Origin of the sequence: Roseburia sp. 1XD42-69 (assembly GCF_003612565.1) — a bacterium.
Lineage (GTDB): Bacteria > Bacillota > Clostridia > Lachnospirales > Lachnospiraceae > Roseburia_B.
Map to the genome: position 1 here is coordinate 1 of NZ_RAZG01000077.1, position 12423 is coordinate 12423.

Below are 12423 nucleotides of genomic sequence, written 5' to 3' on the forward strand. Positions count from 1 at the left end.
AGTGCGCCTTTTTTGCTTTAAAAATAATTTCGATTTTTCTCATTTTGCTATTGACATTTATTAGCTGGACTTCCTGCCTTTCATAAAAAGTTCCTGTTTATCCTCCGTATTGCCCATGCATAAAATATCCAACCAGTAATTCATAAGCGGTTCCGCATGAAGCATCCGTGCATAGTCCTCTGAAAAAATAATATCCGGTGGCTTTCCATTAAGGAAAATACCCATCTGCTCTATCAGTGATAAACTGTCCCTTAAACTCTCAATACTGTGATTGCACCATCTGTCAAAACGCTCCCTGATGTGTATCAGCCTCTCACGTTCTGTCCGTTCTCTACGAATACGCTCTCTGTCCTGCTCTCTTAATTCCTTGTTTCTTTTGACCTCTATCGGCAGCCGGAAATCTTCTACAATCTTTAGTGCCGCCTCATATTGTGATAAACCAAACATCCGGGAAACATAGTCAATCACATCCCCTCCCACACCACAGGCAAAACAATGATAGTTCTTATCAATCTTCATGCTTGGGTGCTTATCATCATGGAAAGGGCAACAGGCTAACCCATTTCTTCTGACCTGCAGACCATAGTTTTCTGCTACCTGTCTCGCCGTCAGATACTCCTTTACCTCTGAAAAAATATTCAATATGCAATTTTCTCCTTTCCTCCGGAGAAAGCCTTTGCTATAATAAATGTGTGTGTTGGATAGAAAGGCTTTATCCTTTTTATTCCTGAATGCCCTTGTTACCAGCAGGGGCATTTTTATTTACTTCCAGCAACTGTTTTACCAATTCCAGCAGTAATCTTTCCTCTTCTGTATTGCCATTCTGTAAATGTGCCAATATGTGCTCCAATACTTTTGCCACCCTGACCGACATATAATTTCCGGCAATAACCGTTACCTCTTGCCCTAAAACTGCTTTCCGGTAATATTCACCTTTCGATATCCCCGATAAAATTATCTTCGATTCCACTTGGCTTTTCTCTTCGTCACTCAGCCAAAAGGCAATTGTATTGCGCCGAAACCTGTCCTCTCGTTTACACGCCACTCTCCTCACCTCTTTCCACTTTTCCAAGTCTATCTGCAATTTTTACCTGCGCATCCATTGACTGATGACAATAGGTTTCAATCGTAGTCGTAACCTTTCCATGCCCTAACCGTTTTGCAATCTCAACTGGACTGAATCCCATCTGCACAAGCATACTTGCATGACTGTGACGGGTACAATGAACTGCAATTTTCTTTACTCCCGACAACTTTATTCCACGCTCCATTTCGTGCTCAAAGAAGCTCTTTGTCCTTCCGGCAAAAAGACGTGTTCCCGGTCTCACGTGATACAATGTGGCAATATATTCCTTAATCTCCTCCTGCAATTCCTTATGTATCGTAATCACACGAACCGAGCTTTCCGTCTTTGGTGCCGTAATCAGATCCTCTCCATCAAGCCTCGTCAAAGATTCGTCAACAGTTATGGTTCCCTGTTCAAAATCAATATCTTTCACCTGTAACGCAAGTAATTCTCCTATCCGCATACCTGTCCAAAATAAAATCTGAAAAGCAATCCATGAATCCTGCTTATCCATAATCGCATCTGAAAATTTCTGAAACTCCTCCAGCGTCCAATACGGTCTTTCATCCGCTTTACTCTTTCCCATACTTCCGGCTTTACGACAGGGATTGGAACGCAAATCATAGAAATTTACTGCATAATTCAAAATCGCACTAAGCTGATTATGAATTGTTTTCAGATATGTGGGCTTAAAACCTTTTTCCATCATTTCTCCCTGCCATTTGCGTATCATAGGAGCTGTAATTTCATTAATTGGCGTCTTTCCGAAGTATGACAACACCTTGTCATTCATCACATACTCTTTCTGCTTCATGGTAGTTTTTCGTAAACGCTTTTCCATATCCGCCTTATAAATCTCCCAGAAGTCCTCCAACGTCATCGTCGGATCAGATGATTGCTGCAACATGAAATGTGCGTACCATTCTTCTGCTTCTTTCTTGGTCTTAAAACCTCTTTTTTGTGATTTCTTTTTGGTTCCCGTCCAATCTGTCCAGCGATATTGTATCCGCCATGTTCCGTTCGGATCTTTCTTCGCATTGCAACTCATGCACTTACCTCCTTTGCTCCTCCGTACCATTTTTCCTTAAAATACTCCACCGGAATCTTTCCGGCGATTGTGAGAAACCCTTTACTTGCCAAATCCTTATTCATTTCTCTAAGGATTTTGTAGGCTTTTCCCATACTCACACCAAGCATTTTTGCAATGTCCTCTGCACTGTAATAGATTTTTTCGTTCATATTCTTTCCTCCAGTTCTTACATTTGTTTCTATATAGTATCATTTTGTTGCGTTTTTATAATATCGCAACTTTTGTTGCGTGTCAATATCTTTTTGCTTTATTTTTTTGTTCTCGTGTGTTATCCTATATATGATGTTGAACAGTTTCACAAAAATATAGCTTTAGAGCAGGAGGCATGTTGTTATGACAGTCGGGGAAAACATAAGACGTATCCGGCAGGAACGTAATCTCACCCAAAGGCAATTAGGAGAAATGATTGGTGCAAGTGAAGCCTACATTCGAGCCTACGAAAGTGGCAGAAGAAATCCCAAGCCATCATCTCTTGAAAAAATAGCAGAAGCTTTGTCTGTCAATCCCGAAGTACTAGCGAACTCTGATTTTGATGGCATAAAAGCTATACACAGACTTTTTCAGATATTCCGGCAATACGATGGACAACTCTTTGAATACCAGGATAAAGATGGAAATGATATGGTTGGAATCAGCTTTGGTACATTATCTTTGATGCGATCATGGTTAGACCAATATGAAGAATATATGGAAGAAGTTGAGAAATGCAATGAAATAAAAGATGTTAAGAAACGTGGGGAAGCTCTGCTGAAAGCTGAAGCAGACTTTAATCTTTGGATGGATATTTATCCTGAGTCGGAACCATGGCAGGAACGGCTTAAGATTCAGAAGGCTCATGATGAGGTTATGGATAAGATGGGATTAAATCCGAAAGATAAATACTAATTTTATTATAGGAGGTTCTATGGAATTCACAGATGGCTACTCAAATCTTTCATATTTAAATATTACAAAACAATTGTGTAACGAATTATATGAAAATACAAATACAAATAAAAAGTCAAAACTAAGTTTTTATTATGATAGTGATACAATTTTTAATGCCTACACATATACCAAAGGAACTAATGATTACATGTGTATGTACGTCGGAACTATATTAAATGCTTTTGCACATATAAAAAGTGCCTTTTGTAGTTCCTCTTTTTTATTGAATTTTGGAAATCCTAATTTGGAAAAAAATAATCATGTTTCTGGGAAATTTGATATTACACAAAAGCAATTATTATTTACAGCTGACCCTATTGATCCTATACGCCAAGAACTCTCCACCTATACAGCTCTTATGATGATCAGATATATTTATGGGCACGAATTGGGTCACATCCTTAATGGGCATACATCTTACATATCAAATCTCTATGCAGTACCAAAATTGGAAATGATTTGTAAAAAATTTCTTTCGAATTTTTCCGAGAATTTACAAGAACAATATGCTTTAGATCGCCGAACACTGGAAATGGATGCTGATTCTTTTGCCGCATCTATGTCCATTGATAATATTATAATGTTATACATTCAGCAGAACGAAAATCCCCATTTCTTTAATTTGCTAAATGATTCTTGTGACATTTTTACTTTATGGTCATTTGCAATACATAGTATATTTTTGTTGTTCGAATATCACAGTGCTTCATCGTATAATTCCCTATCTTTTTATCTACCTAATGAAGCAAGAGAAATTTTATCTCTTTCTTCATCCCTTAATGCACTTAATGATTATATCAAACACAATATATTTGAATGTAGTAATACACTTTATCAAAAAATTATTTCAAAAATTTTTGATGGAATAAACGAAGCGGAAAACTATTTCAACTCAATCTATTATACAAATTATCATTTTATACAAAATACAAATAACAATCCCATATACTCAAGATTTGCTGATGAAGTTCTAACACATTGGAATGATAAATTGTATCCCAGACTTAAAAAATATGCCCGTGTTCCTTTATATCATCCAGATACAATAGAATCTACTATGGAATTTCTTAAGAACTCGTAATTTCTTTATTTTGTACCCAAATCGTACCCAACGCCATCTAAAAAATCCCTACAAAGCCTATAAATACAAGCTTTGCAGGGATTTACCTTTTTATTCGAACTCGACTTTGATAACTATATATTGTGTCCAATCAATCTTTCTTCCACCTTATCTTGTATAATTATTCTAAATATTCCACACATTATTTCTCTTTTAGGAACTTTTTGCAAGCATTTTGCAATCACACTTGTCTATAATTTCTTTTTATAAACACTTTTCAAAAAGGTTTTCTTTAACTCTTGCGGCTTATAGAAAAAATGTTCTTCCGATTTACTCAATCGATTTTCATCTCGCTTAATCCTCAACAATTCCATAGAACAAATAAAATCTGCAGCCTGTAATAGCCGATATTTCTGCGGTTCAGCTTTTCTAAATTCTACATTCGAGAATTGTATTGAAAATACCGCATTTAGAATTGTGCTAAGTTCAACCTGCCCATTATCATAATAAACAATAATCCTGTCAAAATCCGAAAAAAACTCAATATGTTCGCTTAATGCTCTATTAATTGCCTTTGCCAATTTACCAGACAAGGCAATCTTATCTGTGGCCTCTCTTCTATCCACAATAACTGTCAAATAAGAAATCGGACATCGATTCACAAAGTTAAGCATTTTATACAGCAACTTCCTTCGCTCATCTATAGAATATCTTGCAAATACTTCCTCTCGTCGAATGACCGGACCTGTATGTATATATTCTACATCAAATCCCGAACTACGGACACTTTCTTCCAACTTTGAAACCTGTTCTTCTATGCAATCGGCCTGATTATGAAAAACAAACGTTACCAAATAATATGCCGGTCTCTCTTTTATTTCTCCAAAATCTCCTGATTCATCAATAAATACACTCAGTTCTTTCATCATATGATCCTTTATAAATAATAGAAATGGCGGGAAATTCTTCCCGCCTACGGTGGTCCAAAGAGCTTTCGCCCAGACCAAAACTGTAACTCGTTACAGTTTTATTCTATTCATACCATACCACATCTATACATGATTTGCAAGTATTTTTCCCACTAAGTTCATTCAGAATGACAACTCTTAATTCATCTTCAAAATACATTGACCATTATTTATCTATTGGTGCAACCAAACATTATTCTGCCTTCTTTCGTAATGGACAATTGTCATAATCACATAAATAATCATTGTCCGAACATTTCATTCTTCCCGATACCGTTTCATTTGGATTCTCCAAAGTTTCTGCATTAAGTTGTGTCCGCATTACATAAACTTCTTTATCTTTAGCAGGGCAATAAATAGATTGCATAAACTCACCTCCACTAATCCTGTCAGCATCTTTATAACACAAAATCAAGTATCTTGCAATACCAATTTCAAAAAAGGCAAATAGAATGTAACAGCCAGCCTCCCAATTCTCCCATCACACATACACCATCTCCCTTACCACAATCTCCTCCGCACAGGCCATAATATTATTCATTCTCCCAAAAATCCAAACTTATATAAAATCCAAACTTTTCTAAAAATTGCTTGATAACAGAGGATTCTTGTAGGAAAAAGTTTGGATTTCATTTCACAAAGTGCAACGCCTTCAATTGTGACAAAAGAGGAAAATATTGCTATTTAGCTCTGTTTCAACCAATTTATTCCGATTTTTGAAAAGAGAAATCCAAAACAAAATCCAAACTTTTCTAGCGAAAAATGCCTTGAATAAAGGATTTATAATAGAAAGTTTGGATTTCTCCTAAGTTTGGATTTTACAACAAATCCAAATGTTTTGATTTTCCTAACCCACAACATCTGATTCTCTGCCTTCAGCTTCTCTGTCAAGCCCTGTTTTTTCTTCATCTGTTCCACAATCCGATCCAGCATCTCATGACACTCCTCATCAACATCGTGCAAATATTCATTCAGTTTCCCGTCAAGCAGCAACTCCATATAATATCCATGCTTAAATTTTTTCAAATGCTCACATCGCATATACCCAAACTTTCCGATCGGATAATCTGTGCCTTTCGGTAATCTTAAATCCGGATAATAAAGATTATCTGCACCCAATACATAAGTAATTCCATTCTCAACAATAACTTTCTCCAATTTTTCCATTGCTTTCATCCACCTTTCCACAATATTCCATACATAAATATCAATAGTAACCTCTAGCTCTTTTACAGCCACGTACATATACTCTGATTCCGACATATACCGCCTGAACCAATAAAAGAGTGACTACCAGATTACATTTTATGACAGACTTTATCCAATCCCCAAAATATACCACTATTGCCATGCTTGTTACTGCAACGGCAATACTAACAACATCCCTGCAATTTTCTTGGTACATTTTTATCCCTTTCTTCCCGATTATCACTAAAAATACACCTGCACCGCCAGCCAAACCAGCGACAACGATTACCAGCAACAACCAATATACGATTACTGCCGCCATCTCATTTGACATTCTTCCACTTATCTGTGCCACATACTGACCAATAAAAAGAATGCTTTGACCAAACCGGCAAGCCGTTTCCCATATTGTACTGCTAAAAACGATAAAATCTCCTTTTGCCGCTTCCGACCGCATTGCTACAAATACAGTTGTGACAATTGCATACCACCATAATGCTACAATCATTGCATCAAATCGCACTGTCTTTGCTTTATACTTCTTTTCCAAACCATTCCTCTGATGTTCATACTGTTCCTTCGCCTTCTGATATGTCTTACGGTCGCAGTCCCGACACCTTTCATAGAGTACCGGCTTTTCTATCGGTATCTCTACTTTTTTCTGATGCATTAAAGCATATTGTTTTTCTTCCTCAGCCTGCCGGAGTTTATCTTGACATTCCTCTATTGTACTGTCTGCTCTTTTCTTTTTCTCTTTCTCGCTCTGCAGCAATTCTCTTGTTTGCTTCAAGTCGTTCTGCAAGGCTTGTACGTTCCCGGCTCTGTTCTCGTTGTTCAGCTTCTCGCATAAGTTCAGCGATTCTCTCAGCTGTACCTGCAATATTCGTATCTCGCTGTCCTTCTGCCGGATAGTCTCCCGGCTCCGGTCTGCTTCCGTCTGCATCTCCTCCAACAGCCCCAGCAGTTCTTCCATCTGCCCGTCTTGCTTTAATCCGTTTAATCCGTTCATCTACATCCCTCGCCCTCTCTATCCGTTGTTTAGCTTCAATAATTCCAGATTCTGTTTCTGCAATAAACGGTTCTCTGTATTCAATCTCTCCGCCAATTCTCTCCATTGCCGTCTTTCCGCTTCCATTTTCCCAATTCTGGCATCCTGCTTCTCCAACAGCTCCAACATTTCTTCTGTACTTGGCAAGATTTTCAGTTGCTCTTGCAACTCGTCGTTTAATTCCCGCAATTTTTGATTCTGCTCCTGCAGCAAAATGAGTTCTCCGTCTCTCTGCACCAGCTCCTGATACATCTCTGCCATAATCACTTGCTGTTCCTCGATCTGATTTATCATATCCTCCATCATGGGAATGACTTCTCTGCTTTCTTCTAATGTCACACAACCGCCCCTTCCATTGTTTCAATAAAACACTTACCTGTCCGAACAGTTCCTGCAATTTCTTCAATATTGCATTCTGCTTCTTAATCATCCGATTTTCCTCCACTTTCCATGAAGCAGATGCTGCCTGTCCGGACAAATATTTTTCCTCTATTTTTCTCGCATTTGCTCCCTCATGAATGGTAGGAATCTCTATTTTTCCCTGCCGTTCATAAGAACGATGGTCAATCTGCTGCTCCTGCTTCAAATGCAGATTGCATTCTTTCGCCCACTCACTCCGCCACAGCTCGCAGTTTTTTGGATTATTCCAACCTGTAGCATCGGTAAGCTCCCTTTTCCATTGTTTTCTGTTACGGGAATCCAGTTTCTGATTTCCATCTGCATCCAATATCGGAATACGAATACCACAACGCTCTGGATTCTTCTTATCCTGCCACCAATCCGGATGCGTTTCATCCATCACAATATTTCCATCCTTATCCCTGACAAAAGCCCAATCTTTAATCTCTTTATTTCCCCAAGTATGATTTTTCTTAAACGGACGCATGGTAACCAATAGATGAATATGAGGATTGCCATCCCCCTTATCGTGAATACTCCAATCAGCACACATTCCTTTTGCCACAAAATTCTTTTGTATGAAATCTGTGGTGCAAGAAATCTGTTCCTGCCTGCTCCACTCTTTCGGAAGAGAAAACTCAAATGACCTGCCAAGTTGCGCATTTGCACTTTTTTCTACTTTCAAAACCTCATTCCACAATCGCTGTTTTCGGAACGTAACTTTAAACTTTTCCAGAGCTACTTCTTTATCCTCGGCTCTTTGATAGCGGATGGATTTTTGAAACCGCTTGATATTTTCATCAGGCACATTCATCCATTCCTGCGGTGCATTCTCGCACATCATAAGACTGGTATAAACTACTTCCTTTTTGGAAGTATAATAACTGACCTTGCCGGTTTCCTCACTTTTCATCACATCACCATTCAAATATGCAGATGCAGCTATAATGGATTTTCCTTTACTCCGTCCGACAATCTTTACTGTAAAATGAAATATCGCCAACGCTCCCTCTCCCTTCTGCCATATCCGGCATTAATTTCCTGCAAATGCAAATTTCAATAATAGGATAGAACATTTGTAGAAACGCCCTCTGCGTAAGAGTGCACTGCGCATAGCAACCTGCATGGAATGCGCCCCTCTGGCGAAGAGTGCTTCCTGCGGCATGAGCAGGTCCGGCTGAAAGCCCCGCCGACGGAACGAGCCCGGCAAGCGTAGCGCAGACCGGTTGCCGCTTGTGGCAAACTTATTAGACGACCTCTGGTTGTCTATAAGTGCGCCCTTCATAAAAAGCAATGAAGGGATTAGAAACCCTACCCCCTCCGCCATTACACTTCGCCTGATCCCGGTATCTGCTCTTTCTGCATTGCCTTAGAAAAATATCTTCCATTGGCTTCCTGCCGTTTCAGAAATCCAATCAGTTTCGGTATATCCTCTTCCTCAATCGGACAGCCAAGCACCGACTCCACCGCACCGCCAATCACGCAAAGCCTGTGGGTTCGTTTCTTATTCTCTTCGGCTTTCTGCCGCTTCTGCAATTCCCTTTTCTGTGCTGCATACCGCTTCGCTTTCTCCAAACTTTCCTGCTCACGCTTTTCCATTTCAAGCAGGCGTTCCTCATAACTTTTCGTTGACCTACTCATTCACATCATCCTCCCTTTCCAATCCATCAAACATTTCCAGAACCATCCGAAGGGATTCCAGAACTTCTATATCCAGCTCCTCCGATTTTTCAATCTGCTGCAAATGCCTGTCGATTCCTGCAAGTTTCCTTTTTATCTCGCCAAATGTTCTGACATTTCCAAAGGTAACTATTTTTTGGCGCATACAGCTATTGATGAAAAATTCTGCCCTCGCAAGCCCCGATAAAGCAATCCTTTCATCAATAAGCTGTTTCTCCTCCGGTGTCACTCGGAAATTTACAATCACACTCCGCTTGCGGTTCTTCTCGTTCTTTTTCTTAGTTCGAACACCTGATATAAGGTTGTCACGTCTGTAAATTTTTGCCATGTTTATTCCTCCCCTCTAGCTTCATCTTTGTCCATGTTCTCCCTGTCCTCATTCAGCTTATCCGCAAGTGCTTTCTGCTTGGACGGATAAAGATGGGCATAATTAAATGTGATATTGATTCCCTCATGCCCCATCCGCTCTGCAATCGCTAACGGAGAAAATCCAAGCTCAATGCAGTGAGCCACGTGTGAGTGACGCAGATCATGAATGCGGATTCTCTTTACTCCTGCCGCCTTTGCCCCTCTATCCATCTCATGGTGCAGATAGCTTTTGGAAAATGTGAACAGTCTTGTATGCTCATCACATTTATAAAGCATTCCAAAATAATCTTCCATCTCACGACAGAGAAATTCCGGCAGTTCGATTATCCGGTTGCTCTTTTCCGTCTTGGGACTTGTAATATAATCCTCGCCCTGCAAATGCTGATAAGATTTGTTAATTGTCAATTTCCTGTCTGGAATACTGAAATCACCCTTTTCCAATGCAAGGAGTTCGCCTTCCCTAATTCCAGTCCAATAAAGGATTTCAAAGGCATAATAGGAAATCGGTTTCTCCTTCATGACTTCCGCAAACTTCAAATATTCCTCTTTCGTCCAGAAAAGCATTTCTTTCCCTTTTGCTTTCCCCATTTTCCCCGCCTGCTTTGATGGATTAACTGTTAATCCGTAAAAGCGGCAGGCATGATTGAAAATAGCACTGAGCTGGTTCTGAATAGTACGGAGATACGTCTGGGAATACGGCATCCCATTTTCATCCCTCATGCTAAGCAACTGATTCTGCCACTGGATAATATCCGTTGCTGTAATCTCTGCCAGACTTTTCTTCTCAAAATAAGGAATGATTTTCGTATCCATAATGTGCCTCTTGGTTAAAAAGGTATTTAATTTCAATCTCGGCTTCATATCTTCCATATAGACCTCAACAAACTGCAAAAATCCCATGTTCACATCTTTCGCCTTCTTTAACAAGAACTCTCTCTCGTACTCAAGCGCTTCTCTCTTAGTTGCAAAACCACGTTTCGTATGAATCTGACCAATTCCCTGCCAGTCCTTATATCTGATATAGACCTTCCAAGTACCTCTTTTGTTATCTTTACTTGCCGACATAACCAACACCTCCTCCTGTCATATTGCTGCTATGCCTTTTTTGCCATGCCGTAACAGTTTTCTTCATAAAATCTACGGTTTACCTTGCCGGATAAAACAATAAGATTGGGATTAAGTGCAAGCATACGCTTATTGAGCTGCTTAATCATCTTGTAACCCTGTGCTCTACTGACGCCCCAATCTTCGCAAATTTCATTTACGTCGACATACATTTTTTTATTCATAGATAAATACCCCCCTTTCCGTCCTAATGTCATTTTGAAAACATTTGGCACTATTGTATGCGTACATTTTTGTACTTGTTTGATTATAATACACTATCTTTTTTGTTTCGTCAAGCACTTTTTTGTACTTTATTTCTATTATTTACAAACTTTTCTGTTCACATTTCAGTTTTTATGTGATACAATGTTGTTACGATTTGATGTGAATTTCATTGATTAAGGAGATTTTGATTATGGCTCTCGGAGATAAAATCAGAAAATATCGGACATTGAAAGGTTTGACACAGGCACAGCTTGGCTCTATGGTTAAACTAACCGGAGACAGAATCCGTCAATATGAAAATGATGTGCGAAAGCCAAAGGATGGAAAACTGATGGAGATTGCCAAAGCACTGGACATCAATCCCACTTCACTATTTGAGCCGGATTACCGTAATCCGAACAGCGTCATGCACACTCTTTTTGAATTGGAAGATATTTACGGATTACGCTTTGAAAAATTAGGAGAAAACTATCGGCTTGTATTTTCCCAAAATGAGGACGGTCAAAACAGCGGCTGGCTGATGGAGGGGATCGCTGCATGGACAGCCAAAAGAAAAGAGCTCCAGCCGGATATTAACGATTCCGCTGAAGCAATTACAGATAAAAAAGAGAAGTATGCACTCTGGAAAGCCCGCTATCCTTATGACTTGGGAGAGGACATTCAGAAACAGTCTGCCCTCATATCGGATTTCCATAAAAATGCCGCCCCGCTGATTTCCCAGAACCGCAAAAAGATTACAACTTTTTCGGAATTTTTCAAAAGCCTTTTGGCTCTTGATACGGAAGGCGTAATATTCCATACAGCGATTGGTGAAGTAACAGGCATACGAAGCGCCATATTTACCATCAATCTTGATTACATCATGAATGCCTCCATTTCCGTCCAAAAGGCATATATGTGTTTTCGGGAGTGTTGGCAGGATATGCAGAAAATCGGGATAGCGGTTGCGGAAAATCCCATGCCGGTTGATGGCGTGACGCATATCAGCATGAGTACGCCATGCCCACAGATAATTGCACTTTTTGAGGAATATGAAAAACTGCAAGAGGAAAAGGCAGCTCCGGTCTTTGATGAAGAGGCTTATAGGATGGAGATCGAGGATGTCATGCGGATGTTTCGAGTGCCGATAGAAGAGTATGTATAATATCTCCTTTTTCCATAAACTTGAAAAGGAAAAAAGAACATATTTCATATGTAGCACTTATTATAGGCATTATTTCCATCCGAGACTGTTTCATATTTTGTGTAAACTCAAAAAACTGACATAAGATCTATTGAATAGTTACAAGTGGGCAG

General features: G+C 39.4%; 16 protein-coding genes. 3 read left to right on the plus strand and 13 right to left on the minus strand.

The features are described from left to right. Window positions 1-60: 60 nt before the first annotated feature. The 4 genes from D7Y06_RS21100 to D7Y06_RS21115 form a co-directional block, all read right to left on the minus strand. Window positions 61-642, minus strand: a complete 582-nt coding sequence (locus tag D7Y06_RS21100) for a CHC2 zinc finger domain-containing protein (protein WP_158591452.1) — start codon at window positions 640-642, stop codon at window positions 61-63. A 79-nt stretch (window positions 643-721) separates the two neighbouring features. Then, on the minus strand, window positions 722-1045 hold the full coding sequence (locus tag D7Y06_RS21105) for a plasmid mobilization protein (RefSeq protein ID WP_120409604.1): 324 nt from the start codon (window positions 1043-1045) through the stop codon (window positions 722-724). After that, on the minus strand, window positions 1035-2114 hold the full coding sequence (locus tag D7Y06_RS21110) for a site-specific integrase (RefSeq protein WP_120409605.1): 1080 nt from the start codon (window positions 2112-2114) through the stop codon (window positions 1035-1037). Before D7Y06_RS21110 ends, D7Y06_RS21105 begins: the two co-directional genes overlap by 11 nt. Further along, entirely contained in the window at window positions 2111-2305 is a 195-nt protein-coding gene (locus D7Y06_RS21115; protein WP_055059692.1) for a hypothetical protein, read from the minus strand. Before D7Y06_RS21115 ends, D7Y06_RS21110 begins: the two co-directional genes overlap by 4 nt. Window positions 2306-2489: 184 nt before the next feature. On the opposite strand from D7Y06_RS21115, the gene D7Y06_RS21120 reads away from it, so the two are divergent. Together D7Y06_RS21120 and D7Y06_RS21125 are read left to right on the plus strand one after the other, a co-directional pair. After that, window positions 2490-3041 carry a helix-turn-helix domain-containing protein gene (locus D7Y06_RS21120; protein WP_120409606.1) on the plus strand — a complete coding sequence of 184 codons (552 nt, stop codon included), beginning with the start codon at window positions 2490-2492 and terminating at the stop codon, window positions 3039-3041. 19 nt (window positions 3042-3060) lie between these two features. Further along, window positions 3061-4164, plus strand: coding sequence for a M48 family metalloprotease (locus tag D7Y06_RS21125; protein ID WP_120409607.1), 1104 nt, complete (start codon window positions 3061-3063; stop codon window positions 4162-4164). 230 nt (window positions 4165-4394) lie between these two features. Here the strand turns inward: D7Y06_RS21125 and D7Y06_RS21130 are convergent, their stop codons facing one another. The 9 genes from D7Y06_RS21130 to D7Y06_RS21170 all read right to left on the minus strand — a co-directional run bounded on the left by D7Y06_RS21130 (window position 4395) and on the right by D7Y06_RS21170 (window position 11084). Then, on the minus strand, window positions 4395-5072 hold the full coding sequence (locus D7Y06_RS21130; RefSeq protein WP_147415733.1) for a DUF3800 domain-containing protein: 678 nt from the start codon (window positions 5070-5072) through the stop codon (window positions 4395-4397). Window positions 5073-5304: 232 nt separating this feature from the next. Then, window positions 5305-5478, minus strand: coding sequence for a hypothetical protein (locus D7Y06_RS26145; RefSeq protein ID WP_158591453.1), 174 nt, complete (start codon window positions 5476-5478; stop codon window positions 5305-5307). 413 nt (window positions 5479-5891) lie between these two features. Continuing rightward, window positions 5892-6374 (minus strand): TnpV protein, encoded by a 483-nt coding sequence (locus D7Y06_RS21135; protein ID WP_243119433.1) that lies wholly within the window; start codon window positions 6372-6374, stop codon window positions 5892-5894. Continuing rightward, window positions 6319-7089, minus strand: a complete 771-nt coding sequence (locus tag D7Y06_RS26150) for a DUF6040 family protein (protein ID WP_158591454.1) — start codon at window positions 7087-7089, stop codon at window positions 6319-6321. Before D7Y06_RS26150 ends, D7Y06_RS21135 begins: the two co-directional genes overlap by 56 nt. Beyond that, complete coding sequence (locus D7Y06_RS21145) at window positions 7007-8749, minus strand: MobA/MobL family protein (protein ID WP_120409610.1); 1743 nt, start codon at window positions 8747-8749, stop codon at window positions 7007-7009. The genes D7Y06_RS26150 and D7Y06_RS21145 overlap by 83 nt, the downstream gene beginning before the upstream one ends. Before the next feature lie 323 nt (window positions 8750-9072). Beyond that, window positions 9073-9387, minus strand: coding sequence for a DUF3847 domain-containing protein (locus D7Y06_RS21155; RefSeq protein ID WP_120409611.1), 315 nt, complete (start codon window positions 9385-9387; stop codon window positions 9073-9075). Then, window positions 9380-9754 (minus strand): plasmid mobilization protein, encoded by a 375-nt coding sequence (locus tag D7Y06_RS21160; protein WP_120409612.1) that lies wholly within the window; start codon window positions 9752-9754, stop codon window positions 9380-9382. Before D7Y06_RS21160 ends, D7Y06_RS21155 begins: the two co-directional genes overlap by 8 nt. 2 nt (window positions 9755-9756) lie before the next feature. Continuing rightward, the gene (locus D7Y06_RS21165; protein WP_120409613.1) at window positions 9757-10860 is read right to left on the minus strand and encodes a site-specific integrase; all 1104 of its coding nucleotides are present in this window, start codon (window positions 10858-10860) and stop codon (window positions 9757-9759) included. 29 nt (window positions 10861-10889) lie between these two features. Further along, entirely contained in the window at window positions 10890-11084 is a 195-nt protein-coding gene (locus tag D7Y06_RS21170; RefSeq protein ID WP_120409614.1) for a hypothetical protein, read from the minus strand. A gap of 233 nt (window positions 11085-11317) precedes the next feature. Between D7Y06_RS21170 and D7Y06_RS21175 the strand changes: the two genes are divergently transcribed. Further along, window positions 11318-12271 (plus strand): helix-turn-helix domain-containing protein, encoded by a 954-nt coding sequence (locus D7Y06_RS21175; RefSeq protein ID WP_120409615.1) that lies wholly within the window; start codon window positions 11318-11320, stop codon window positions 12269-12271. Window positions 12272-12423: the final 152 nt, after the last annotated feature.